Raw genomic sequence first — 26,804 nt, forward strand, 5'->3', positions numbered from 1 at the left:
ATGGCCGACGAAGCAGTGGCCGACGGTCCGGCCGAGCCCGCGCGTCCGCAGCCGAAGGACGACCGCTCGCCCGACGCACCGCCGCGTGGTGGAGGGCGGAAGGACGACAAGGCCAAGGACGCCCCGGGCGGCAAGGACGCGCCCGGCTCCTCCGACGCCCCGGACGGTCCCGACGCCGCCGATTCCGCCGACGACGAGGCCGCCGAACGGGAGAAGGAGCGCGAGCGCGCCGCCGACCGCTTCAAGGATCTGACCCGCGATCCGCTCGCCGAGGAGGAGGGCGAGAAGGAGCCGACCGACCTCGCCGCCGCCGCGCGCGCCCGGCGGGCCGGGCAGAAACTCCTCACCAGCGGGCGGGACTTCACCAGCTTCGACCGCTCGCGCATCGAACACGCCCACGTAGGCGACATCAACGTCACGCTCGACGCCCGGCGTTCCGGCCTCACGATGCGCGACGGCCCGGTGCCCGAGGAGGAGTTACGGCGGCTGCGCCGGGCCCACATCGAGCCGGCCGGGTACGTACGGCTGCGTCGGGCGCTGGAGTCGCGGCGGCTGCTGGTGCTCGGCGGAGCCCCCGGCACCGGCCGGACCAGCACCGCCCTGGCACTCCTGGAGGAGGTCACCCGTAACGGCGAGGGCGCCGAGAACAGCGAGCGGGTCCGTCGCGCCGCCCCGGCGGAAGGGGTGCGCACGCTGGTCGGCGAGGTGTCCGCCGGGGAGGGCGGCCACCTCCCCGGCACCGGGTATCTGCTGGAGCCCGCGCTCGACCGGCCGGGCACCCTGCCGCCCGACGAGACGGATCTGGACCAGCTGGCATCGGCCCTGGCCGCGCGGGGCTCGTACGCGGTGGTCGTGGTGAGCGTCGGCTCGGCGGCCAACCCGCTGCTGGCCGGGCGGTACGGGGCGATCTGCCCGCCCGCCCCCACCCGTGAACTGGTCGCCGTCCGGCTGCGCGAGCGGCTGGAGGAGGAACACGGCGACCCGGAACGGGACGGGGGCGGGAGCGGCGGCCGGGACGGGGACGGCGGCGGGGGCCGGGGCACGAGCGAGGGCGGCGGGGGCCGGGACGGGGCGCTCTCCCGGCTGTTGGAGCGGGCCGCCGAGCTCCGTGCGGACCCCGAGGTCACCGAGGCCGTGGGCCTCGACGATCTGCGCCCCGCCGAGGCCGAGTTGTTCGCCTCGCTGCTGGCCGGGCATCTCCTGGGCACCGTCGACCGCGAGGAGCTGCTGTCCGGGTGCCGCGGGCTCGCGGCCGTCCAGGCGTACGAGTGGTTCGCCGGGGTGGACCGGGCCCTGGCGGCCCCGCCCCCGGGCGACGGGCGGACGCCCGTGCGCTCCGGCACCGCCGCCCTGTTCCACCCGGTGGCGTTCCGGATCGCGCTCGCGGTGCTCGGCGGCGCTTCGCACAGCGCGGTGTCCGCCGCCGCCCATCTGCTGACCTGGGAACTGTCCGTACAGAGCGATCCGGACAGCACCCCGGCGCGCGCCCTGTTCTGCGACGACCCGGAATCCGACCTGGCGCTCTCCCGCGCCCGGCAGGTCGACGGCACCGTCGACGTGGCGGGCACCGAGGTGAAGGGGCGGCTGGTCTACTACCGGGGCGCCGCGCTGCCCGCCGCCGTGCTGGCCGAGCTCTGGGACCGGCACTTCCCCGTCCGCCTCCCGGTCGTCCGCTGGCTGCGGCTGCTCGCCGACGACCCCCGGCCCGATGTGTCGATGCGGGCCGCGGTCGCCGCCGGAGAGCTGTCCGTACGGGACTTCGAGCACGGGTACACCGAGGTGGTCCGGCCGCTCGCCGAGGCGCCCACACCGCGCCGCAGGGTGTTCGCCGCCGCCGCGCTGGACCAGGCCGCCGGGCACGCCTCGCACCGCAAGGCGGTGCGCAAGGTGGTCGACGACTGGTCGCGGTACGGCTCGGCCTCGCTGCGCTGGACGGCGGCGATGGCGCTCGGCTACGGGCGGTCCGCCGACTCGATGGACGACACCCTGGACACGCTGGCCCGGATCGGGATCCGCGACGACGGTGAGCTGCTGGCCGTGGCCTCGCTGAACGTGGTCCGGCTGCTGCTGCTCCCGGAGTGCTCCGTCGTCCTGAAGCGGCTGGCCGACTGGACCGGGCACCGCGGCGAGGAGTACCAGGACCTCGCCCTGGTGACCATCGTCCGGCTGGCGCTGATCGACGTGGACGACGTCCTCGACGAGGACCCCGGCACCCCGCTGGCGGACCGGGGCGACTGGCCGCTGCTGCTGGCCCTGGCCGCGACCCGGCCCGAACTGATCGGGCGGCTGGCCGACCTGTTCTGGACCGCGCTCAACACCGCACGGTCCCAGGGCGTGGCGCTCGACGCCCTGGAGCACATGCTGCGCTCCGCGACGCGCGGGAACGGCCGCGCGTGGACGCGGCCGGGGCTGGCCGCGCTGCTGCCCGCGCTGATCGCCGAGGAGCGCGACCAGCGGCGGCTGGACTGGCTGCTGCGCCGAATGATGAGGGATCAGGACCGTCCGCTCACCGCCGAAACGGCACGCGCCCTGTGGCGGCTCGCCGTGCCCGCGCGGCAGCGGCGGTCCGACGAGGAGGAGAGTCATGGCTGAGGAGAACGGCGTGGCCGGGAACGGCGTGGCCGAGGACGACGCGCCCGCGGCGTCGAGGCCCGCGGGCCCGTTCCTGCGGGAGTACAAGCCGACGGGCGCGTTCCGGCAGGGCGGCGCGCGCACCACGTCGGTGCTGTTCTACCGGCGGGGCTACAGCGTGGCGGGCGTCTCCGGCGTCGAGCACTACGACAAGCCGCCGCTGGCCCGGCCGCACACCATCTGCGAGATCGCCGCCGGCACCTATGTCACCACCCTGCGGATGGAGTTGCCCGCCGCCGGCGGGGCGACGTTCTTCAAGGCGGAGGTGGACATCCACTGGACCGTCGAGGACCCGCACCTGGTGGCGGTGGAGGTGGTCACCGACATCGCCCAGCGGCTCACCGCGCCGACCCTGGAGCGGCTGCGGGACATCTCCGCCCAGTACCCGGTGCACCAGGCGGAGCAGGCCAACACCGCCATCACCCGGACCTGCGTCTCCGGCCGGTGGAACGACCTCGGCTCCGACCTCGGGCTGCGGGTGCGGCTGTACGTACGGCTGCGGGTGGACGACCGGACGATCGGCCACACGGAGGCCGTCCGGGAGGAGGCGTCCGGGGCCGAGCTGAACATGATCCGCCAGCAGCGCTATCTGACGATGCTGCGCGGCGGTGAGCTGGAGCAGCTCAGCCACATGCTGGCCGCGGATCCCGAGGCGGCCAACAGCTTCCTGGAGAAGATCCGCCAGGAGGGCCGGCAGGACGAGAAGGACCGGGTCGACCGGCTCTTCGACATGGTCGCCAGCGGCCAGATCCCCTCCAGCGAGATGGACGCCCAGGCACTCGCCTATCTCAACCGCGAACGCCTCAGCATCCAGGGCCCCGTGGGCAACCGTCCCGCCCGCAGGACCCCGCAGGAGCTGGAGCCCGCCCGCGACGAGCCGTTCACCCCGGACTGGGTGTCGGACGAGCCTCCGGTGCGGCGGCCCCGGCCCGACCGGGACCGGAGCCATGGCCGGGACCGGAGCCGGGACCAGGACCGGGACCAGGACCGGGACCAGGACCGGGACCAGGACCGGGACCGGGACCGGAGCCGAAGCCGGGACCAGGACCGGGACTCCGGCCCCGCGCCCGAGCCGCCCGCGCCGCGTCCTCGCCCCCGCGACGACGGCTGGGGCTGGGCGGAGGACGACGGATGAGCGCCGACGGCGGTACACGGACTTCCCCCGCCCCGACCGCGCCGGTGCCGGACGGGGGTCAGCACGGGCCGGACAGGGCGGGGGAACGCATCGCGGAACGGCTCCTGGTCACCGTCCGGGAGGACCTGGGCAGGGCCGACTCCAAGGCGGCGGTGCTGCTTTCGGGAGCGCTCGCCCTGCCCGCCTTCCTCATCGGGCGGCACGGCTCCCCGGACTGGCAGGGCCCCGGCGACCTGGCGCTGGTCGCGGCCGGGCTGCTGTGGGTGGTCGCGGTGGCCGCCCTGGTCCGCGCGCTCCTGCCGCGTACGGGCACGGTCCGCGACCAGGAAGGGGTGACGTACTTCGGGGACCTGCTGGCCCCGTTCGACTACGACGTGCTGACCGCCCGGATCAACGAGGCGGGCCGCGATCCGGTCGGCTGGCTGCTCGTCCAGGCCGTGGACGTCAGCGCCATCCTGTCCGCGAAATACCGGGCGATCCGCTGGGCGGTCGCCACGCTCGCCCCGTCGGCCGCGCTGGCTCTCGCCTGGAGCCTGGCCGCGCGCTGACCGAACCGCACGGGTGCGCCACGTCCAGAGGCACACCACCGACGACTACCTACAGCGATCGAACACGTACGCCACGCTTCACGGCACCACGCAGACACGCAGACACGCAGACACGCAGACACGCAGACACGCAACGACAGTAAAAGGGGACGGTCGTGCGAACTGACCGAAGAAGAGGCCCGGCCGGCACCGGCCGGGCCGGACGGGCGGCGCTGTCCGTCCTGGCCGGCGCGGCCGTGCTCATGTCTCTGACGGCACCGGCCGCCCCCGATCCTGAACCGGCCGCGGCCGCCGCGCCCGCCTTCGCCTCCGTCAACTACGCGGTGGCCGTGGACCAGTCCGCGAGCCTCGCGCCCGAGGACATCAAGGCGGAGAAGGCCGCCGCCGCCCGGATCGCGCTCGGCGACGTCTCGGCGACCTCGCACATCACCGTGTTCGGCTTCGCCGCCGCCGAGTCGGCCGACCAGCGGGCGGTGGACCCGGCCTGCCCCCGTACCCGACTGGACGCGGCCGGGCGGGAGTCGATCGGGGGCTGCGTGGACAAGCTGCGCAGCCGCAAGAAGAGCGAGGGCACCGGTACGGACTTCCCGAGCGCGATACGCCAGGGCGTGCACGAACTGAGCTCGGGCACCGATCCGTCGGTCCCCCGCGTGCTGTTCCTGCTCACCGACGGGGAGATGGACGTCACCGGCAGCCCCCAGTACGGGGATCCGGCGCACCGCGAGGCGGAGGGCAAGCGGCAGCTGGAGCTGGAGCTGAAGAACGCCGCCGCCAAGAACGTACAGATCTGGCCGCTCGGCTTCGGTCCCGCACCGGACAAGGAGCAGCTCGACAAGATCGCCGCGGGCGGCTACCAGAAGGGCTGCGTCGACCTGCCGTCCGCCCGCCCCACCGCCCGTAAGGTCTCCGGGGCCAAGGACGTCGGGCCGGTGCTGGAGCGGATCTTCGCCGCCGCGCACTGCCTGCGCTACCAGCCGGGGCCGAGCAAGCGCCCGCCCGCCACGCTGCCCGTCACCATCTCGCCGCTGGCGACCGTCGGCTCCATCGTCGTCGACAAGGGCTCCCCCGAGGTGACCGTCACCTACACCGACCCGCTCGGCAACAAGGTGCCCACCACGGGGACGTTCCAGGACTCCACCTTCGAACTGGCGGGCGGCGGGAACACCGTGGAGGCGCTGAAGATCATCGATCCGGTGCCCGGCCGGTGGAAGGTCGATGTGAAGGCCCCCGAGGGCCACCGCTCGCTGCCCGTGGGCGTCAGCGTCCTGTGGCAGGGCGAACTGCGCGGCTCCATCACGATGGACCCGCCCTCCCCGCAGGCCGGGCAGAAGGCGACCGTCACCATGCGGCTCCAGACCCGCGAGGGCTACGAGATCAAGGACCCGGCCGACTACGCCGGTCTGAAGGTCAGCAGCGAGCTCACCGGCGACGGCTTCGCACCGCTGCCCCTGCGGCTCGCCGACGACGGCAAGGGCCCCGACCCCGCGAAGAGCGACGGCTCCTTCAGCGGTACGGTCACCGTCCCCGAGAGCGCCGACGGCGCCCTGAAGGTCAGCGGCACCCTCACCGCCTCCGGGCTGAGCGCCGACACCCGCAGCGAGGGCGGCCAGGTCTCCCCCGGCGCCCTGCCCGTCACCACGGCGCTCGGCCCGGTCCGCGGCGACGGCCACCCCGGGGACACCGTCACCGCGAACCTCTCGGTCACCAACACCACCGACGCCCCGCACACGTTGCGGCTCTCCCTCGCGGACGTCCGGGCCGGACTCCTCGGCGTGAGCCCCGCCGAGATCGTGGTGAAGCCCGGCGCGTCCACCACCCACGAGATCCGGCTCAGGATCGGCGACGCGAAGGCCTTCGAGGGGCGGCTCGACGACGGCCCGCTCGGCATCGGCGGCACGGTCACCGTCCAGGACGCCACCGACGACGACCGCACCCTGGTACGCACCCCGATCTCCGTCCAGGTCACCGCCGAACCCGGTCTGCTGGACCGCTACTGGTGGGTGCTGGTCGGCGCCGTCGCGCTGATCGTCGTCGGCGTCCTGCTGGCACTGGCCTGGATCCGGCAGCGGCGCCGCCGCCGCGACCCGTACGGGCTGATGCTCCATCTGATCTCCGAGGACGGCGACGTGCTCGGCGTCCACAAGGCCGGGCACGGCCAGAAGCAGTGGTACGCGTTCGACATCGCCGAGGCGCACAGCAACCCGCGCATCGAGCGGCGCACCCACGGCCAGTACGCCGTGCAGCGCAGCCCCGAGGGCGGTGCGGTGCTGCGCAGGCGCGGCGGCGCCCGGACCCGGCTCACCGCGACCGGCCGGGTGGAACTCACCGACCGGCTGAGCCTCGCCCTCGGCGAGGACTCAGTACGCCCCACCGCCCCCGGCCGGCCCGATCCGGTGAGCACCGGCGGACACGACGACTACCTGTGACGCCCATCGACGTACCGGCCCCACCCCGGCCGGCAGCGGGAGGAACCCCATGAAGATCTTCCAGCCGATGCTCTTCGTCGGCCTGGGCGGGACCGGCGGCCTCGTCGGCGCCGAGCTGGAACGCCAGCTGCGCGTGGACCTGTGCGGCCCCGACGGCACCGCCCTCCAGCACATCGGCGGCCTCGCCCCCTATCAACTGCCCGACTGCCTGCAGTTCGTGTACGCGGACTTCAGCGAGCCCGACCTCCAGCGGCTGCCCCAGTTCAACGTGGACTCCTCGCTGCGCGCGGCCTACGCCCGCACCTCGCGGGCCACCCACAACCTCCTGCCGACCGAGTTCGCCCGAGACCGGCCTGCGCGACGAGGTCGCGCTACCCCGCGCACCACCCCGGTCCGGTTGCGCACCGGGATCCTGCCGACCGCGTTCCTCTTCAGCCCGACCGCGGGCATCCGCCAGGACGACCTGCGCCGCTCCATCGTCTCGCTGGTGATGTCGCTGATCGGCACCGAACTGGGCGACAGCCGCTCGCAGGGCCGGTCGATGGCCGGCGACGACGACTTCCAGACCTTCGCCGCCAGCTTCATCAACCGGGGGGTGCACCGCAGCGCCCTGTCCCCCACCGGCATCGGCCGCCAGGGCGTCTCCACCAGCCTGGTCGCCTCGATGACCGCGCCCATGGACCAGCTGGCCGATCTGGTGGCCGGGCGGCTGCTGCGGGTCGCGGTCACCGAGCTGGTGGAACGCCCGCGCAACCCGGCGAAGGACGACGCGATGCCGCTGGTCCGCCAGCTGTTCGCCGACTCCCAGCTCGAAGAGCTGTGGGAGCGCAAGCAGTTGCCCGTGGAGGACCCGCAGCCGCTGCCGCGCGGCGGCAAGGCGATCGAGGAGGCGCTCAACCACCGGATCGGTGACATGCAGCGGCTGCTGTCCGAACTCCAGGGCATCGCCGACCGCCAGGCCGCCGCGATGGCGAGCCGCTTCAGCCCGCGCCCGGCGATCGAGAAACTGCTCCAGAGCGTCGACCCGTTCCTCGCCGAACGTCTCGTCCGGGGCGTTCCCGACAGCGAGGACGAGATCACCCGGCTCGGGTTCCTCGGCATGCTCACCGCCCGCGCCCGCTCCCCGAAGCGGCCGCCGGGCATCACCGACCAGCCGCCCAAGACCCCCCGGATCAAGGGCCGGATCGCCGGAATGTCCCCGGCCCGCTGGGGCGACGACGACGTACGGGCCGCGCTCCAGGCGCAGGACAGCTGGTACCGCTGGCGCAGCCGGGCCGTGTGGCACGAGGCCTGGCGCGAGCAGCAGCAGCGCTGGCAGTCGCAGGCGGACACGGCGGGCACCGACCTCGGGCGGCTGGTCAACGCCTTCCGCAAGCAGGCCGACCAGGAGCGCAAGTCCGCCGAGCAGAAGGGCATGGAGCTGTACGCGGAGCGCACCGGCATCTCGTACCTGCTGCCGCCGCAGCGCAGCCTCAACCACTTCTACGAGGACGTCGTGGCCCGCCTCGTACGCCGCGAGGGCCTGCGCGAGAGCGACGACGAGGCGTCGCTGCTGCTGCGGCTCGTCGACGGGGACACCTGGCGGGACGTCCACGCGCGCAGCCACCGCAGCCCCGAGGGCGCGGTCGGTGTCGTCAAGGCCCGGCTGGAGGGCCGGATCACCCGGCTCTTCGCGGAGAGCGGGGCGCAGCTGGAGGAGCGGCCGCTGCTGCCTTCGATGAGCACCCTGCTGGCGGCCGCCGCCGGTGACGCCGACGCCACCGAGCAGGTCAGCAAGGAAGCGCTCGACCTGTTCAGCCGCAAGCTCGCCGGGCTGCTGCCGGTCGGCTTCACCCCGGAGGGCACCGGGCCGCTGCGGGTCCTGGTCACCCACCCGCGGGTCCAGGCCGCGGAGGAGGTGCACGAGTACCTGGCCAAGGCGCTGCGGCTGCCGTCCGACGCGAAGAACGCCGTCGAGTACCGGGGCGTGGAGAGCGACTCGATCACCGTGGTCCTCTTCCGCAGCGAGATGAGCCTCACCCAGGTGCCCGAGGCCCGCAAGGTGCTGCGCCAGTGGGCCAGGGCCAAGGACGACGAGCAGGCCCACGACGTCCTGCGCTGGCGCCAGCGCCTCGGCTTCGAGGACGACTGGATGGTCAGCAGCGAGGAGGACCGGCGCACGATCCTGCACCGCCTGCTGTGCTGCCTGTGGAACGGCCAGGTGGACGTCCTGGAGGGCGAGTCCTCCTCGCCCGCCCGGGTGCGGCTGCGGCTCTTCCCGGAGAAGGGCGCGAGCGTCCCCGGCGTACGGCTGCGGCTCGGCGACTTCCCCGGCGGCATCTCCAGCTGGTCGGAGCTGCTGCGCTCCTACGAACGCTGGACGGTCCTGGACGACGAACGCACCGTGGAGGACTACTGCCGCAAACTGATGAGCGCCCAGCCCCTCGGCCTCGCCCGCGCGGGCACCGACCCGCACCCGCTCTTCGTCGAGCTGGTCGAACGCATCGCCCCGCGCCAGCTGGAGCTCCTGGAGGAGCGCCGGGAGCGCGACGGAGAGCGCGTGGACGGCTGGATCCGGCCGCTGTGGGAATTCTGGGCGGAGACCCTGCCCGCCGCCCTGGACACGGAGTTCGGCGACCAGCACGCGATCCAGCCCACCCTGCGCACGCTGCTGGAACAGGCACGCGGCGGCACCCCCAAGCCCCGCCCCGCCCGCCCCGCACCCGAACGCCGACGCGCCCCGGCGGACGACGAGGACTGGGGCACGACGGCCCCCGGCACCGACGACCACCCGGCCGCCGAGGACCGGCCCCGCGAGAGCGGCCTGCCCGCGCCCCGCTCGGCGCACCACTCCGTCCCGCACGAGTCGTACGAGACGTACGGGACGGAGGAGCGGTACGGAACGGAGGAGCGGTACGAGAGCGGAACGCGACGCGCGGAGCCGAGGAACGGGCGGGAGCGGTACGACTCCGGGGATGAGCGGTACGGGGGCGGCTCCTCCTCGCGCGGCGAGCGGGCGCGGGACGAAGGACGGCGGGACCAGCGGTTCGGCGACGAGGGCTTCACCGAGCCCCGGCCGGCCCGCGACGACCGGTTCGGCGCCTCCCGGCCCTCCGGCGACGAGCGGGTCACGGACGAGCGGTTCACCGACTCCCGGCCGCCCCGCGACGACCGGTTCGGTGACGAGCGCTTCACCGACTCCCGGCCCTCCGGCGACGACCGGTTCGGCGGCGAGCGGGCGTGGGACGAAGCACGGCGGGACGAAGCACGGCGGGACGAAGGGCGCCGGGACGACCGGTTCGGTGACGGGCCGGACGGGTTCGGGGGGCACGACCGGCCGCCGGTCCGCCGGCCGGCGGCGGACGGCTGGGACGGCGACGGGTGGGACGCGGACGAGGACGCCACCGGGCGCTCCGGCCGGAACGGGGGCGCGCAGTGACACCTCTCGACGACACCACCGCCGTGGTCCGGCTCGACCTGCGCTCCGGGGCCGCGGCCCTGGCCACCGCGCAGGCCGTGCGCGACCGGGTGGCCGAACAGCTGGGCCGGGCCGGACTGCCCGAGCCCGACTACCCGTTGTTCCTGGTGACCGACACCCCGGCCGGGCTCACCGACCACCAGCTCCAGTACGAACTGCTCTCCGGCTACCGGGCGGTGGGCGAGACCAGGATCCTGGTGCTGCTGGTCGGCAGCTCCCCCGGTTCGTACGCCGGCGGCGATGAGGCGTACCTCCCCGACCGCCGACTGGTGCGGCCCACCACCCTGCGGGCCTCCTCGACCGGCCTGGTGTGGGCCGGTGATCTGCGGTCCGCCCGGACCGCCCTGGACCGGCCGGAACCGGACGACCCCGCCGCACTGGCCGTCCTGGTGGACCTGCTGTCGGTGCCGGACGTCTTCGTCCGGGTCCTGGAGGACCTGCGGAAGCTGCCCGACTCCGTGGCCGCCCCCGGCGTCCGGCTGCTGGAGCAGGATCTGCCGACGGAGGTCAGGGACCGGGCCTGGCGGGACGCGCTGACCCGGTTCGCGGGTGAGGACTCCGGGTCCGGCGACCCGGTCGACATCACCCCGGACGCCCGGCTGCCCGAACCGCTGCGCGCCCTTGTATCGGGCCGGGACGCCCGCGGCCAGGGGCACCGGCGGCCGGACGGCCCGGTGAACCTCGCGCACCGGGCGTGCGCGGAGTCCCTGGACCGCGCGGACGAGGACCTCGTCACGCTGCGGGCCTTCCCGGGCCTGCTGCACCCGGCCCGGCGCGAGGCACTGGAGGCGGATCTGCAGCAGGCCCGCGAGGATCTGGACGGGTTCCGCACCCTGGTGGAGCGGGCCCTCCAGGGCGGCGGCGGTGCGGCGGCGCCCACCGCGGAGGCCACCGCCCGGCTCGGCGCGCTCGGGCTGCGGGTGCCGTCGGCCGACAGCGCGGGGGAACGCGTCGGCGAGGGGCTGCGCGAACTGGCGGGCACCCTCCTCGGCGACGGGCTCGCGCTGCGTTCGGTGGCCCAGCACTTCACCGCGCTGGCCGGCCGGGTCGAGCCGGTGCCGGGCACCGCGCTGCTGCACCGGCTCGCCGACCACTCCGAGGAGTCGGTGAACCGGGGTTCCGCCACCGAGTACGCCGCACCGCCCCGCACCTCGGGCGGGGTGCTGCTCATGGCGGGCGCGGCGGGACTGCTCGGCGGCCTGTGGCAGTGGCCCGCCGTCGCCGCGGCCCTGGTGGTGCCGGTGGTGTTCGTGCTGGTCGCGCTGGTGGGCGCGGGCCGGCTGCGCTCGGGCCGGCGCACCGCCCGGTGGACGGCGGGCCCCCGGGTCGCCGCCGTCGCCGGCGCGGTGGCCGGGGCGGCGGCCGCGTACGCCGTCGAACCGCCGCTCTGGCTCGGCGGGGCCGGGCTGCTGGTCGGCCTCGGGCTCACCGCCGAGGCGGTCCGCAGGCTCTGGCGGGACGCGGCGGACTCCTGGGCCGCCGGGCGCGGCACGACGGCGCTGCGCACCGCGCTGGACGGGCTCGACGCGCTGCTGGCGGAGCTGGTCCGCGAGCACTGGGCGGCCGAGGAGCGGCTGTACTGCGCCGACGCCGCCCGCTCGGTGGCCGGGATGCTGCGGGCGACCGCGGCGGCCGCCGACGCCCAGGCCGCGCCGGAGCCCGTCGCCCCGGCCGGGGCGGGCGGTTCCGATCCGTACGGGGACGACGACTGGCTCTCCGCGCCCTCCGCACTGGAGACCCTGGATTCCGGCGCCGCCGACGGGGGCGCGGACGACGGCGACTGGGCCGCCGCCTACGCCTGGGACAACAGCCCGCTCCAGAACGGCGAACGGGCCGACGACCGCCCGGACGACCGGCCCACCGACCGGGACGGGGCCGGATACGGCGATGGATACGGGGACCGGTACGCGTACGGGGAGGGCTCCGGCCCGTACGGCGAGGGCTCCGGCCCGTACGGGGCGCCCGCCCCGGCCGCGTACCCCGCCGGTCCCGACGACGCCCCGTGGGCCGACGGCGGCAGCGACCGCGCACCGCGCTGGCTCGACCGGGAGATCGGCGAGGGCGGCCCGGACCTGGTCGCCACCCTCGCCGGGGACCTCCGCAACACCGCGATGGCCGCGATGGCCCCCTACTGGGGCGCCGTCGAACGCGGTCAGGCCGGGGCGCTCGCCGTCTCGCGGACCGAGGAACGGGTCCGTGAACTGCTGTCGGCCGCCCGCCACCACCTGTGGCGGTACGGGGTGCTGGCCCCGCCGCCGTACCCGGCCGACCACCGGGCCCGCACCACGGCCGCCGGGCTGCTGGGCACCGACTCGCTGCGGGTCGCCGAGCTGGTGGGGCGGGAGGCGGACCGGGGAGCCGTCGTCCAGCTGTCCTCGCCGGAGCAGGGGGCGCTCCTCAGCCGTGACCCGGAGGCCGCCCGGTGGATCCGGTTCGCCCCGGCGACCCTCCAGGGCGAGGTCGAGGCCGCCTGGTTCAAGAGCGGTTCGCCGCCGGTCGAGGACGCGCTGTGGACCTCCTCCGGCCGGTACGCCGGGCTGATCCGGCTCACTCCGCTGCGGATGGGCGTGGTCGACACGGTCCTTCCCCGGCAGAGCACCGGCACTTCCGGGACCGGTGGATCCGGGACCGGCACCTCCCGGACCGGCGGCCCCCGGGCCGGCGGCGGCGACACCGGCCGCGCCGAGACCACCGTCCACGCCGAGTTCAGGGAGGACGACCGGTGGTGAGCACCACGCCGCTGGGCCGGCCCGCGTCACCGGGGGCCCCGCGCCCCCACCTCGTCTTCACCGATCCCACCGGGCGGCGGCGCACCGCCCCGGCCCGCTTCGGCCGCCCTTCGCGCCGCGATCCGGCGTTGCCGCAGCAGATCCGCAACGGGCTGCTCGACGACCAGGGGCAGCAGTGCGTCCAGGTGTTCCTGTCGGCGGCCGACGCCGCCCACCCGGCGGCCCGGGCCCTGCTGGACACCGAGGCGGGCACCGCGCTGCACCTCGACCGGACCCTGGAGAACACCCCGTACGCCCATCTGTTCCCCACCGTCATCGGCTACGAACTGGACACCGCCGAGCCGTTCCTGCTGTACGCCGCCCCGCGCGGCACCGCCGCCGGGCGCACCCATGTGATGTCCGCGACCGACCAGCGGGTGTTCGCCCGTGATCTGACGCTGGCCCTGTGTCTGCTGGACGGCCAGGGCCTCGTACCCCGCGGGATCTCGCCCGCGACCGTCCTCTGGGACGGAACGTCCGTACAGCTCTGGGGACTTGAGGGCGTCGCCCGGGCCGGGCGGCCCCGGACGCCGTGGGGCCGGGCCCCGTTCGCCTCGCCCGAACAGCACCGGGGCGAGGGCCTCGTCGACTCCCGGGACGCCGTGTGGAGCGCCGCCCAGGTGCTCTACCAGCTGGTGACCGGCCACCCGGGCCCCGCCGACCGGGCCCCGGCCGACCTCGACCGGCACCGGGTGCTCGCCGGAACGCTGCCCCGCGCGTTCGCCCCCACGGCGGCCGGCCGGCCCACCCCCGGGGCGCTGCTGGAGCTGCTGGCCCCGGAGGAGGCGCGGCGGCTGAGGCCCGCGGCCACGGGCGACGGAACCCGTCCGCACCAGGAGGCGTTCGCCCGGGCGCTGGACGCCAAACGGCGGGCGCCCGCCCCCGCCGAGGACGCGGCGAACGGGGAGTCCAATGGCCGCGGGCCCGGCGAGGTGCTCTGCCCGTACTGCCTGGAGGGCATTCAACTCGACCTCGACAAGCTGTATGTGACGGACGACCAGATGCAGTACCGCGCCCTGGACCTGTCCCGGATCGGCAACCCGGTGCGGCGCGAGGACGTCATGCGGGGCGCGGTCCAGCAGTGCACGGCCGACCCGGACTTCCCCGAGCACCACATCCCGGTGCCCTACCTCACCCACGGCCGCCCGCTGACGGTCGCCATGATCGGCCAGTCCAGCACCGGCAAGAGCCATCTGCTGACCCAGATGATCGCCGAGATCACCGACGGCGGCCTGGAGCGGTACGGGGTGGGCTGGCAGTCCGTCAACCCGGAACAGCACAGCCGCTTCGTCCGTGAGCGCGTGCAGCCGCTGCGCAGCGGCAAGGTGCTCGACCACACCAGCGGGGTCGGCCTGGACGGCTTCGCCCGGTTCGTCGAATCGCTGCTGCTCACGGACGCGCGCGGACGGGTCCGGCCGGTCGCCTTCTTCGACCTCGGCGGCGAGGACCTGGTCCGCACCGACGGGGCGCTGCGTTTCCTGCTCGGCATCGACGCCCTGGTCTTCGTCGTCGACCCGGCGCTCGCGCTGCCGCTGCCCCAGCTCGACGAGGTCCGCAAGCGGTGGGGCACCGAGGTGGACCGGGACGGCGACGCGGCGTTCGGCACCGTGCTCGACCGGCTGCCGCGCACGGGCCCCTATCTGGAGACCCCGGCGGCGATGGTGCTCGGCAAGTCCGACCTGCTCCGGTTCCAGCCGCCGGTCGACCGCTGGCTGGGCGAGGGGCCGCCCGCCGCGATCGGCCCGGACCCGTTCCTGGAGGAGAGCGGGGACGTCTACGCGCTGCTGCGGCAGCACGCCGGACCGGCCTGGCTGCGGCCCTTCGACGCGTTCCGCCGCTGCACCCTGCACATCGCCTCGGCCACCGGCGGCCAGGAGAGCCAGGGCCGCTACCCGGCGGGCACGGGCCCGCGCCGGGTGCTGGAACCCCTGGTGTCGCTGCTGGCGATGCACGGGATCATCGAGGCGCCCGGGAGCGCCGCATCATTCGGCGTGGGAAGGGAAGCGCAGTGAACGACGACGCCCTCGATCGGCGCCCGGAGAACGACCGCATCGACCGGCCCGACCGACCCGATGGTTCCGGCCGGTCCGGCCAACTCGATCAGGTGGTCTTCCGCTGGGACGGAAACCAGGGCCGCTCCAGTACGGGCATGGCGGCGGTGGCGCACTCCTGCTCCGCCGAGCGCGCGGAGGCCCTCCGCCGTGAACTGGGCCCGCTGCTCTGGGTTCCGGGCCCCGGCCCGGACCCCCGCCCGAGCAGCGTCCGCGTCCCGTCCCGGACCGGGGGAACCGTGCTCCTCCAGCGGTGGCCCACCCTCGACCGGGGCGGCCGGCCCAGCACGGCCTGCCACGCGGTGTTCGGCGACCCGGACACCCTGACCCCGCTGCACTGCCTGGGTCTCAACGGCAGCGCCTGGAGCGACCGCGCCGTGGCCAAGACCGTCTCGGGCGCGCTGCCGCCGCTGGACGGGGCCGAGCTGCGGGCGACGGCGACCGAGCGGCTGCGCGCGATGACCCGCGAACTCCCCACGGTGAAGAAGCCGTTGGTGGTGGTCACCGCCGAGTGGCTGCGCGACCCGTCGCGACGGCTCTCGCTCCTCGCAGAGGAGCACGAACTGCCCGGCTGGCCGCGCCGCAACGCCGCGCCCCTGCTCTATCTCGGGCTGCTCTCGGTGTTCGGCGACTGGTTCGGCACGGAGTGGAGCTACACGACGTACGACACGGTGGACACCCACCCGTTGCGCCTCACCTGTGTGCCGCGGTGGACGTCCCAGGCGGCGGGGGCCCGGTCGCTGGCCCGCATCCGGCTGCGGCTGCCCGCCGAGAAGGACGTCGAGATGGCCGCGGCGAAGGAGATGGTCGAGTACGTGCTCGACCGCCCGGACGCACCTCCGGGCGTGCCCCATCTGACCGGCGAACTCCTCTCCGGGGCCCGCATGTCCGGGCCGGAACGACGCGACGCCCTGCGCCGGATGCTGACCACCCGGCACGCGCCGGCCCGTACGCCGGCCCCGGCGTACGAGGACAGGTACGAGGACAAGTACGAGGACAGGTACGAGGACAGGTACGAGGACAGGTACGAGGACAGGTACGAGCGCGAGGACCGGGCGGACCCCCGGGACATCGACCACCACCACGGCCACCGCCAGGAACGCCCCTACCCGGAACACCACCAACAGGAGCAGCACCAGCAGGACCGCCGTCAACAGGAGCAGCACCAGCAGGAACGCCACCAACAGGACCGCCACCAGCAGGAACTCCTGCTCCTGCACGACGAACTGCTGTCCCACCAGGGCCCCGACACCGCCAGGTCCGCACGGCTGGCCGCCCGGCTCCAGGACCTTCGGGACACCCAACTGCTCCCCCTCCTGCGCTCCGAGCGGCTGCCGTGGGCCTCCCGCGAACTCGTCCTCGCCGAGCTGGGCCACCCCGACCGGCTGCGGACCCGGGACCCGGAGACCGAGCACGCGCTGTGCTCCGAAGTACTGCGGCACAACCTGTACTTCCGGCCCTCCCGGCCCGAACCGGGCAGTCCGCCCACCGCCGAGATGCGCGAGCGCGCGGCCGATCTCTTCTCCTGGGCCGTCGCCCCGCTCGTACGGGACCCTCACCAGGCCCCCGACCTCCGGCCGCTGTTCAACATCTTCCTCAAGGACGGCCGCGGCAACGGCATGGAGTGGCTGCGCCGCGTCCTGGTCGCGCCCCCGGGCGGCCGCGCACCGGACCTGCCCCCGGAGCTGTGGCAGCAGATCGTGACGGACCTGCTCGCCCACCCGGCCCCGGCGCCCGCACCCCAGCCCGTAACAGCACCGGCACCGGCACCCGCACAGCCCGCTGCCGTCCCCGCCCCGGCGAAGCCCCCGGTCCCGCTCCCGCCCTCGTACGCGGCGGCGTCGGCAGCCGCGCCGACCCCGCCGCCCCCGGCGGTTCCTGTCGCCCCGGCGCCCCCGACGTCGGCGCGGACGGCACCGGGCGGGCACGCCGCCCGGTCCTCGTCCGGCCTCTCCGACCTGCTCTACAAGACCTGGTTCGTGCCCACGTTCGCCGGGGTCGTCGGCGTCGGGATCCTCGGCATCCTGCTGATGATCGCCCTCAACTGACCACCGCCGTACGTCACTCCAGCGCATCAGCCGCTGTCGGCCGTCTGCCCCACCGGCCGCCGGTCCACGATCCGGGCCGTGGCGTCCGCGTCCAGGTGGGCGGTGCCCTCGGCACCGGTCACCGTGACCCGGACCCGGGGGCCCGCCCCCGTCCCCGTGCCCGGCGTCACGTCGATCCGCCAGGACGTCGGGTCGCGTACGCCCAGGGTCTCGCGGGCCTCGCCGACCAGGGCGGGGAACAGTTCGTACGGGAGCAGCTGGAGGTGCACCGTCCCGCCGGGCGGGCGGGCGGAGTCGCCGCGGATCTCCATACGGCCCGCCTCGATGGTGATCGCGGTGACGTCCGGCGTGCCCGCCCGGGCCTCCAGTCGCGTGGCCGTCTCCCGCATCCGGCCGAGGGCCAGCATCGAGGACGAGGGCCCGGAGACCGTGGTGGACACGGTGAACGTCCGGGAGGAGGACGTGGTGGACGACGGCTTCGGCGAGGCTCCGGTGCCGCCGTCCTCGGAGGTGAACAGCTCGGCCCGGAACAGCAGCACCACCAGCGCCGCGCCCGCCAGCAGCGCGAGGAGGCCCAGCAGGCACCACGCGCCGCCCCCGTCGTCGGGGTCCTTGACCAGGGTGGATTCCGGGGCGGAGTCGATCTCCGCCTCCTCGGCCCGGCGGCTCCACTCCGGGGTCGGGCGGGTGACGATCCGCACCTCCCAGGGCTCGTCCGGGCGGTACTCCACGACCGCGATGCCGCGCGGCCGGTAGGCGGGGATGTCGACGAGGTTGATCTGCTGGCTGATCTTCACCCGGTACGCGGGCCGGCCGTCCTCCGGTTCCGGGGCCACGGTCAGCCGGAACTTCACCGGTACGTCGGCCGTTTCGCCGCTCGTGGCGCGCAGGTCCTCGATCCGGGCGAGGGCGGTCCTGGTCACCGGCGGCTTCCGGCGGGCGGCCCGCCGACGGCCGCCGAGGAGGGCGAGGAGGATCAGCAGGACGAGGGCGCCGCCCCCGGCGAGCAGGAGCGGCAACCGCTCCAGGATCGCGCCGACCACGAGGGCTGCGAGCGCCGCGCCGGTCACGCCCGGGACGAGCACCAGGCGGAGGACGGAACCGAGCCTTTCCGTCGCCGAACTGTCTTTCCTCGTACGTTCGTTGAGCTCATCGGCGCTTTGCTCGTCCGACGCCCGCCCCGTCGTTCCCATGACCGTGATTGTGCCGGTCGGAGACGATCCGGGGCAGGTGCCGGACGAAGAAAGGCCGTGCGGCCCGGCAGGGCGAGGAGGGTCAGTCCTCGCCCTCCAGGTTCCCCTCCGTCTCCAGGTACACCTGGCGCAGCGCGTCCAGCACCGCAGGGTCCGGCTTGGCCCACATGCCGCGCGACTCGGCCTCCAGGAGGCGTTCCGCGATGCCGTGCAGGGCCCAGGGGTTGGCCTCCTGGAGGAACTGCCGGTTCTCCGGGTCGAGGACGTACGTCTGGGTGAGCTTGTCGTACATCCAGTCGGCGACGACGCCGGTCGTGGCGTCGTACCCGAAGAGGTAGTCGACGGTGGCCGCCAGCTCGAACGCGCCCTTGTAACCGTGGCGGCGCATCGCCTCGATCCACTTCGGGTTGACGACCCGGGCGCGGAAGACGCGGGACGTCTCCTCGACCAGGGTGCGCGTGCGGACGGTCTCGGGGCGGGTGGAGTCGCCGATGTACGCCTCCGGGGCCTTGCCCTTGAGCGCGCGCACGGTGGCGACCATGCCGCCGTGGTACTGGAAGTAGTCGTCGGAGTCCGCGATGTCGTGCTCGCGGGTGTCGGTGTTCTTCGCGGCGACCTCGATGCGCTTGTAGGCGCTCTCCATCTCCTCGCGGGCCGGGCGGCCGTCGAGTTCGCGGCCGTAGGCGTAACCGCCCCAGACCGTGTAGACCTCGGCGAGGTCGGCGTCGGTGCGCCAGTCGCGGGAGTCGATGAGCTGGAGGAGGCCCGCGCCGTACGTACCGGGGCGGGAGCCGAAGATCCTGGTCGTGGCCCGGCGTTCGTCGCCGTGCTCGGCCAGGTCCGCCTGGGTGTGCGCCCGTACGTAGTTCTGCTCGGCCGGCTCGTCGAGCGAGGCGGCCAGCCGTACGGCGTCGTCGAGCAGCCCGACCGTGTGCGGGAACGCGTCACGGAAGAAGCCCGAGATGCGCAGCGTCACATCGATCCGGGGACGGCCCAACTCCTCGTACGGGATCGGCTCCAGGCCGGTCACGCGGCGCGAGGCGTCGTCCCAGACGGGCCGGATGCCGAGCAGGGCGAAGGCTTCGGCGATGTCGTCGCCCGCCGTGCGCATCGCGCTCGTACCCCAGAGGGAGAGGCCGACCGAGGTGGGCCAGTCGCCGTTGTCGGTGCGGTAGCGGGTCAGGAGGGAGTCGGCCAGTGCCTGGCCGGTCTCCCAGGCCAGCTTCGAGGGGACCGCCTTGGGGTCCACCGAGTAGAAGTTGCGGCCGGTGGGCAGCACGTTGACCAGGCCGCGCAGCGGGGAGCCGGAAGGGCCCGCCGGGACGAAGCCGCCGTTCAACGCGTGCACCGCGTGGGTGAGTTCGTCGGTCGTGGCCGCCATGCGCGGCACGACCTCGGTGGCGGCGAAGGTGAGGATGTCCGCCACCGCGTCCGGCAGCCCGGCGGCCACGGCCGCCACCGCCGCCGGGTCCCAGTCGGCGTCGTCCATCGCCTGGACCAGCGCGCGGGCCTGCTCCTCGATCGCGTCGGCGGCGGTGCGGGTGGCCGCCGACTCGTCCAGGCCCAGCGCCTCTCGCAGCCCCGGCAGCGATGCCGTACCGCCCCAGATCTGGCGGGCGCGCAGCACGGCGAGCACCAGGTTGACCCGGTCGTTCCCGGCGGGCGGGTTGCCCAGGACGTGCAGACCGTCACGGATCTGGACGTCCTTGATCTCGCAGAGCCAGCCGTCCAGATGCATGATGAAGTCGTCGAAGCCCTCGTCCTCCGGGCGGTCCGCCACCCCGAGGTCGTGGTCGAGCTTCGCGGCCTGGATCAGCGTCCAGATCTGCGCCCGGATCGCGGGCAGCTTCGCCGGGTCCATCGCGGCGATCTGGGCATGCTCGTCGAGGAGTTGCTCCAGGCGCGCGATGTCGCCGTAGCTGTCGGCGCGGGCCATCGGCGGGACGAGGTGGTCGATGAGAGTGGCGTGAACGCGGCGCTTCGCCTGCGTACCCTCACCCGGGTCGTTCACCAGGAACGGGTAGACGAGCGGCAGATCGCCGAGGGCGGCGTCCGGACCGCAGGCGGCCGACAGGCCGGCGTTCTTGCCCGGCAGCCACTCCAGGTTGCCGTGCTTGCCGAGGTGGATCATCGCGTCCGCGCCGAAGCCGTTGTCCTCGGCGGAGGCGGCGATCCAGCGGTAGGCGGCCAAGTAGTGGTGCGAGGGCGGCAGATCGGGGTCGTGGTAGATCGCGATCGGGTTCTCGCCGAAGCCGCGCGGCGGCTGGATGAGGATGAGGAGGTTGCCGCGCCGCAGGGCCGCGAGGACGATGTCGCCCTCCGGGTTGGCGGAGCGGTCCACGAACATCTCGCCGGGGGCCGGGCCCCAGTGCTCCTCCACGGACTCCCGCAGTTCCCGCGGAAGTTCGGCGAACCAGCGGCGGTAGTCGGCGGCCGGGATCCGGACCGGGTTCTTCGCCAGCTGCTCCTCGGTCAGCCACTCCTGGTCGTGGCCGCCCGCGTCGATGAGGGCGTAGATCAGCTCGTCGCCGTCGCCGGAGACCAGGCCCGGGATCTCCTCCTCGGGCCCGAAGTCGTACCCCTCGGCGCGCAGCCGGCGCAGCAGCGCCACGGCGCTGGCGGGCGTGTCGAGGCCGACCGCGTTGCCGATGCGGGAGTGCTTGGTCGGGTAGGCGGAGAGCACGAGCGCGATGCGCTTCTCCGCGTTGGGGAGGGTGCGGAGCTTCGCGTGGCGGACGGCGATGCCGGCGACCCGGGCGGCGCGCTCGGCGTCGGGGACGTACGCCGGGAGCCCGTCCTCGTCGATCTCCTTGAAGGAGAAGGGAACGGTGATCAGGCGGCCGTCGAACTCCGGCACCGCGATCTGGGTGGCAGCGTCGAGCGGGGAGACGCCCTCGTCGTTCTCCTCCCAGGCGCTGCGCGGGCTGGTGAGGCAGAGCGCCTGGAGGATCGGCACGTCGAGCTGGGTCAGCGCGCCCGCGTCCCACGACTCGTCGTCACCGCCGGCGGAGGCCTCTGCGGGCTTGGTGCCGCCCGCCGCGAGGACGGTGGTCACGATGGCGTCGGCGGTGCGGAGTTCGTCGATGAGGTCGTTCTCCGGCGTACGGAGGGACGCGACGTACAGCGGGAGCGGCCGGGCCCCAGCGTCCTCCACCGCCGTGCACAGCGCCTCCACGAACGCGGTGTTCCCGCTCATGTGGTGGGCGCGGTAGTAGAGGACGGCGACGGTCGGCGCACCCTCGGGCAGCTCACGGGCCCGCCGCTCCAGCGGGCCCCACGCGGGGGCCGGGGCGGGCGGCTCGAAGCCGTGGCCGGTCAGCAGCACGGTGTCGGAGAGGAACCGCCCCAGCTGCTCCAGGTTGGCGGGCCCGCCGTGCGCGAGGTAGGCGTGCGCCTCGGCGGCGATCCCGATCGGCACGGTGGACGCGGCCATCAGCTGGGCGTCCGGGGCCTGCTCACCGGTCAGCACGACGACCGGCCGCCCGGTGGCCAGCACGGCGTCGAGCCCTTCCTGCCACGCCCGGACGCCGCCGAGGAGGCGTACGACGACGAGGTCGACGCCGTCCAGCAGCTCCGGCAGTCCGTCGAGGTCGACGCGGGAGGGGTTGGCGTAGCGATAGCTGACGGGGCCCTCGGAAGCGCGGGCGCTCAGGAGGTCGGTGTCGGACGTCGACAGGAGCAGGATCATGCTGCGTCAGGCCTTCCTCGGGGTGTCCACGCCCCGGGCGGTGTCGGAGGGGTCTCCCCGCGTCCGGCGCGAACCGGGCGCTGCGGCCCGGCTCGTGAACCGGGCGCTCGGGGAAGGGAGTTCCTGACTCGCCCGGCCGGTGGTGGCGGCCGTGCTCACAGTGGCGGGACCGCGCCGGAATCTCACCGGGCTTCCTCCCCTGTCGCCGTCTGGCGATGGCGGCCTGAACGGACCACCGCCTGCATCCTAAGCGGCGAAGGAGGGGCGGGGCAGAGGGCGGGGGTGCGGTGGTGATCACTGTTTGCGGGCGGGGGCTCGTACGGGGTGCCTGTGGGCGGGGCGGGGACTGCGGGAAGGATCCGGCGGACCGGGGCGGCTCCGGGGCCGGCCGCCGGCCCGCAGGTCAGCGGTTCGGGCGGCGGTCCGTGCCCCGCGAGCCAGGGGTTCCGTCTCCGACCGCTGTCCCGCAGGTCACAGGAGCGACCCCGTCTCCCGGACCGGCCCGGTCGGTATGCTCGCCGCCATGCCCGATTCCGCCCCCTCGCCCCTTTCCGCGGGCGGCGTCTCCCCCCGCAGCGGCGGCGACGCCTGCCCAGGAACGCTGCGGCTGCACCGGGCGGACGACGGTGCGCTGGCCCGCGTACGCATCCCCGGCGGAGTGCTGAGCGCGGAGCGGGCGGACGCGCTGCTCGCGGTGGCGGACCGGTTCGGGGACGGTGAGCTGCATCTCACCTCGCGGGGCAACGTCCAGCTGCGCGGCCTCGACGCGCGGTGCGGCGGTGAGCTCGCCGGGCTGCTCACGGCCGCCGGGCTCCTGCCCTCCGCCGCGCACGAGCGGGCCCGCAACATCGTGGCCTCGCCGCTCGCCGGACTGGACGGTTCGCCCGCGCTCGGCCCCTGGCTGACCGGGCTGGACGGCCTGGTGTGCGGATCGGCCGCCGCCGCGTCGCTCTCCGGCCGCTTCCTCTTCGCCCTCGACGACGGACGGGGTGACGTGGACGCGCTGGGCGCTGACGTGACCCTGATCGCGGAGGGGCCGGACGCCCTGCTGCGGATCGGCGCGGAGGACACGGTGTTCCGGGTGCCCGCCGCCGACGCCCCGCGCGCCGCGCTCCTGGCCGCCGAGGCGTTCCTCCGCGCCGCCGCGGACTCCGGCGCCTGGCGCGTGAAGGATCTGCCCGACGGCGTACGGGCGGAGCTCGTCCGCGCCATCGGGTCGACGGCGGGCGAGCCCGTGCACCGCCCCCGCCCCCGTACGGCGAAGGCTCCGGCCCCGGGCCTCGTCACCGGACCGCACGGCAACGCGGCAGCAGCAACGGCCACCACCACGACCGTGACCGCGCTCTGTGTCGACGTACCGCTCGGACAGCTCACCCCCGCCCAGTGGCGGCTGCTGACCGGCACGGCCCGGCGGTACGGGAACGAGCTGCGGCTCACCCCGTGGCGCGGCATCGTCGTCCCCGGCCCCTTCGACGAGGGTGGCGCGGCGGAGGCGCTGCGCACCCTGGCGGCGGCCGGGCTGATCACCGCCCCCGAGTCCCCGTGGACGGGCGTCGGCGCCTGCATCGGCCACCCCGGCTGCGCGAAGTCGCTGTCCGACGTACGGGCCGAAGCGGGGGCCGCTGTCGGACCGGTCGGGCGGCTCCCTGTGTACTGGTCCGGGTGCGAACGCCGCTGCGGCCACCCCCACGGGGAGTGGATCGACGTGGTCGTCACGCCCGAAGGCCACCGGATCTCACACGTACGGGGCGACCGCCGGGACCCCCCGGCGACGGTCCGGAACGACCCGGCGGCACTCGCGGCGACGGTGGCCGCGGCCCGCGCCTGAGCACGCTCCCCTCCCACCCCCATAACGGCAGAAGAAAGCGACAGCACTGTGCATCAGTACGAGAAGGACGGACCGGCGATCTACCGCCAGTCCTTCGCCACCATCCGCGCGGAGGCGGATCTGGCCGGGCTGCCCGCCGATGTGAGCCAGGTCGCCGTCCGGATGATCCACGCCTGCGGCATGGTCGACCTCGTACGCGATCTCGCCTTCTCGCCGAACGCCGTGGCCGACGCCCGCGCGGCCCTGCGCTCCGGCGCGCCGATCCTCTGCGATGTGGCGATGGTGGCCAGCGGGGTCACCCGCAAGCGGCTGCCCGCCGACAACGACGTGGTGTGCACGCTCTCCGACCCGTCCGTGCCGGAGCTGGCCGCGAAGATGGGCACGACCCGCAGCGCGGCGGCCCTGGAGCTGTGGCGGGACCGGATGGAGGGGGCGGTGGTCGCGGTGGGCAACGCCCCGACCGCGCTGTTCCGGCTGCTGGAGATGATCGAGGAGGGCGCCCCGCGCCCGGCCGCCGTGATCGGCGTCCCGGTCGGCTTCGTCGGCGCGATGGAGTCCAAGGAGGCCCTGGCCGAGCACGCGTCGGGCCTGGAGTACCTGATCGTGCGCGGCCGGCGCGGCGGCAGCGCGATAGCGGCGGCGGCGCTCAACGCCATCGCGAGCGAGGAGGAGTAGCCGTGACCTCTCCGGTGAAGGACACCCGTACCGGCACGCTCTACGGCGTCGGACTCGGCCCCGGCGACCCGAACCTGATGACCCTGCGGGCCGTTCAGGCGATCGGCGATGCGGACGTCGTCGCGTACCACAGCGCCCGCCACGGCCGCTCGATCGCCCGCTCCATCGCCGCCGCGCACCTGCGTCCCGACCACATCGAGGAGGCCCTGGTCTACCCCGTCACGACGGAGACCACGGACCACCCGGGCGGCTACCGGGGCGCGCTGGAGGAGTTCTACGAGAAGGCCGCGGCCCGCCTCGCGGCGCATCTGGACGCGGGCCTGACCGTCGCGGTCCTCGCCGAGGGCGACCCGATGTTCTACGGCTCGTACATGCACATGCACAAGCGGCTGGCCGACCGCTACCCCACCGAGGTCATCCCCGGCGTGACGTCCGTCAGCGCGGCGGCGGCCCGCCTCGGCACCCCGCTCGTCGAGGGCGAGGAGATCCTGACGATCCTCCCCGGCACCCTGCCGGAGGAGGAGCTGACGGCCCGTCTCGCCGCCACGGACACCGCGGTGGTGATGAAGCTGGGCCGTACGTTCCCGGCGGTGCGCGGGGCGTTCGAGGCGTCCGGGCGGCTGGCGGAGGCCCGGTACGTGGAGCGGGCGACGATGGCCGGGGAGCGCACGGGCGAGCTGGCGGACATCGACCCGGCGTCGGTGCCGTACTTCTCGGTGGCGGTGCTGCCGAGCCGTGTCGACGCGCCGCGCCCTTCGCCCTCGGCCTCGGCCTCGGCCTCGGCCTCGGCCTCGGCCTCCGGAGACGTGGTCGTGGTCGGCACCGGCCCGGCGGGCCCGCTGTGGCTGACACCGGAGACGCGGGGCGCGCTGGCGGCGGCGGACGACGTGGTCGGCTACACCACGTACCTGGACCGCGTCCCGGTCCGCCCGGGCCAGGCGCGGCACGGCTCGGACAACAAGGTGGAGTCGGAGCGGGCGGAGTTCGCGCTGGACCTGGCCCGGCGGGGCCGCCGCGTCGCGGTGGTCTCCGGCGGCGACCCCGGGGTCTTCGCGATGGCGACGGCGGTGCTGGAGGTGGCCTCGCAGGAGGAGTACGCGGACATCCCCGTACAGGTCCTGCCCGGAGTCACGGCGGCCAACGCGGCGGCGGCCCGCGCGGGTGCGCCGCTGGGCCACGACTACGCCACGATCTCCCTCTCGGACCGGCTCAAGCCGTGGGAGGTCATCGCGGAACGCCTGCGCGCGGCCGCCTCGGCCGACCTGGTCCTCGCCCTCTACAACCCGGGCTCCACGTCCCGTACGTGGCAGGTCGGCAAGGCCCGGGACCTGCTCCTGGAACACCGCTCGCCGGACACCCCGGTGGTGCTGGCCCGGGACGTGGGCGGCCCGACGGAGTCCGTACGCACGGTGCGGCTGGCCGACATCGACCCGGCGGAGGTGGACATGCGGACGCTGCTGATCGTGGGCTCGTCGCAGACGCGGTGGATACGGCGGGGCGATGCCGGAGCGGACCGGTCCGTCGTCTGGACGCCGCGCCGCTACCCGGAGGCGTAGAGCTCACGCCGCTACCCGGAGGCGTGGAGCCTCCGTACGACCCACTCCACGGCTTCCTCGGGCGTACGGGCCACCGGCACCCCTTCCGGCACCGGTGGCCGCCGCACCACGACGACGGGAATCCCGGCCTCACGGGCGGCGGCGAGCTTGGGCGCGGTGGCGTCCCCGCCGCTGTCCTTGGTGACGAGGACGTCGATGCGATGGCGCCGGATGATCTCCCGCTCGCCCTCCAACGTGAACGGCCCCCGGTCGAGCAGCACCTCCGTCCGGGCCGGGCAGGGCGGCTCGGGTGCGTCGACGGACCGCACGAGGAACCACAGGTCGTCGAGTGCGGCTCCGGCGAAGGCGGCGAGCCCCATCCGCCCGGTGGTGAGGAAGACCCGCTCGCCGAGTGCGGGCAGCAGCTCGGCGGCCGCGGCGAGCGATCCGGCGGAGTGCCAGCGGTCACCGTCCTGGGCGACCCAGCCGGGCCGGCGGAGGGCGAGGAGGGGAACATGGGCCTGCGCGGCGGCCTCGGCCGCGTTCCGGCTCATGGTCGCGGCGAAGGGGTGGGTGGCATCGATGAGGGCGTCCACACCGTGCTCACGCACCCAGGCGGCGAGCCCGGCGGGGCCCCCGAAGCCACCGATCCGCACCTCGCCGGGCGGCAGCCGCGGGGCGGCGACGCGTCCGGCGAGCGAGGTGGTGACCCGGACCCGCCGGTCACCGGCGAGGCGCTCGGCCAGCCGGCGGGCTTCGGTCGTCCCACCCAGAACAAGCACATGCACGGGCACGGGCACGGGCACAGACATCGGAACGGA

General features: G+C 74.8%; 14 protein-coding genes and 1 riboswitch. Of the genes, 11 read left to right on the top strand and 3 right to left on the bottom strand.

The annotated features are described in order from the left end of the window. The 8 genes from KV381_RS17375 (at nt 1) to KV381_RS17410 (ending at nt 17,064) form a co-directional block, all read left to right on the top strand. Complete coding sequence (locus KV381_RS17375; protein WP_218785599.1) at nt 1-2,592, top strand: hypothetical protein; 2,592 nt, start codon at nt 1-3, stop codon at nt 2,590-2,592. Beyond that, entirely contained in the window at nt 2,585-3,766 is a 1,182-nt protein-coding gene (locus tag KV381_RS17380) for a hypothetical protein (protein WP_218785601.1), read from the top strand. The genes KV381_RS17375 and KV381_RS17380 overlap by 8 nt, the downstream gene beginning before the upstream one ends. Then, nucleotides 3,763-4,314: a Pycsar system effector family protein gene (locus KV381_RS17385; protein WP_218785603.1), complete on the top strand. Its 552-nt coding sequence runs from the start codon at nt 3,763-3,765 to the stop codon at nt 4,312-4,314. The genes KV381_RS17380 and KV381_RS17385 overlap by 4 nt, the downstream gene beginning before the upstream one ends. Nucleotides 4,315-4,469: 155 nt before the next feature. Beyond that, entirely contained in the window at nt 4,470-6,740 is a 2,271-nt protein-coding gene (locus tag KV381_RS17390) for a VWA domain-containing protein (RefSeq protein WP_218785604.1), read from the top strand. A 49-nt stretch (nt 6,741-6,789) separates the two neighbouring features. Then, on the top strand, nt 6,790-10,158 hold the full coding sequence (locus KV381_RS17395; RefSeq protein WP_218785605.1) for a tubulin-like doman-containing protein: 3,369 nt from the start codon (nt 6,790-6,792) through the stop codon (nt 10,156-10,158). Then, the gene (locus tag KV381_RS17400; protein WP_218785607.1) at nt 10,155-12,926 is read left to right on the top strand and encodes a hypothetical protein; all 2,772 of its coding nucleotides are present in this window, start codon (nt 10,155-10,157) and stop codon (nt 12,924-12,926) included. Before KV381_RS17395 ends, KV381_RS17400 begins: the two co-directional genes overlap by 4 nt. Further along, the gene (locus tag KV381_RS17405) at nt 12,923-14,977 is read left to right on the top strand and encodes a hypothetical protein (protein ID WP_230543468.1); all 2,055 of its coding nucleotides are present in this window, start codon (nt 12,923-12,925) and stop codon (nt 14,975-14,977) included. The genes KV381_RS17400 and KV381_RS17405 overlap by 4 nt, the downstream gene beginning before the upstream one ends. Next, on the top strand, nt 14,974-17,064 hold the full coding sequence (locus tag KV381_RS17410) for a hypothetical protein (RefSeq protein WP_256995087.1): 2,091 nt from the start codon (nt 14,974-14,976) through the stop codon (nt 17,062-17,064). Before KV381_RS17405 ends, KV381_RS17410 begins: the two co-directional genes overlap by 4 nt. A 26-nt stretch (nt 17,065-17,090) precedes the next feature. Here the strand turns inward: KV381_RS17410 and KV381_RS17415 are convergent, their stop codons facing one another. Together KV381_RS17415 and cobN are read right to left on the bottom strand one after the other, a co-directional pair. After that, nucleotides 17,091-18,257, bottom strand: coding sequence for a hypothetical protein (locus tag KV381_RS17415; RefSeq protein WP_218785609.1), 1,167 nt, complete (start codon nt 18,255-18,257; stop codon nt 17,091-17,093). Nucleotides 18,258-18,339: 82 nt separating this feature from the next. Continuing rightward, nucleotides 18,340-21,945, bottom strand: a complete 3,606-nt coding sequence (gene cobN / locus KV381_RS17420) for a cobaltochelatase subunit CobN (protein WP_218785612.1) — start codon at nt 21,943-21,945, stop codon at nt 18,340-18,342. Nucleotides 21,946-22,062: 117 nt separating this feature from the next. Beyond that, a riboswitch (cobalamin riboswitch) is annotated at nt 22,063-22,142 on the bottom strand. Between the two features lie 314 nt (nt 22,143-22,456). Here cobN and KV381_RS17425 point away from each other — a divergent pair. From KV381_RS17425 to KV381_RS17435, 3 genes are read left to right on the top strand one after another with little or no spacing between them, the layout of a single operon-like run. Next, the gene (locus tag KV381_RS17425; RefSeq protein WP_218785613.1) at nt 22,457-23,773 is read left to right on the top strand and encodes a cobalamin biosynthesis protein CobG; all 1,317 of its coding nucleotides are present in this window, start codon (nt 22,457-22,459) and stop codon (nt 23,771-23,773) included. A gap of 48 nt (nt 23,774-23,821) precedes the next feature. Next, on the top strand, nt 23,822-24,448 hold the full coding sequence (locus KV381_RS17430) for a precorrin-8X methylmutase (protein ID WP_030076958.1): 627 nt from the start codon (nt 23,822-23,824) through the stop codon (nt 24,446-24,448). 14 nt (nt 24,449-24,462) lie between these two features. Then, entirely contained in the window at nt 24,463-26,004 is a 1,542-nt protein-coding gene (locus KV381_RS17435; protein WP_218787244.1) for a precorrin-2 C(20)-methyltransferase, read from the top strand. Between the two features lie 11 nt (nt 26,005-26,015). On the opposite strand, the gene KV381_RS17440 is transcribed toward KV381_RS17435, so the two are convergent. After that, on the bottom strand, nt 26,016-26,795 hold the full coding sequence (locus KV381_RS17440; protein ID WP_218785616.1) for a cobalt-precorrin-6A reductase: 780 nt from the start codon (nt 26,793-26,795) through the stop codon (nt 26,016-26,018). Nucleotides 26,796-26,804 lie beyond the last annotated feature (9 nt).

This window comes from Streptomyces sp. WY228 (assembly GCF_019287315.1).
In the GTDB taxonomy this organism is placed as follows: domain Bacteria; phylum Actinomycetota; class Actinomycetes; order Streptomycetales; family Streptomycetaceae; genus Streptomyces; species Streptomyces caviscabies.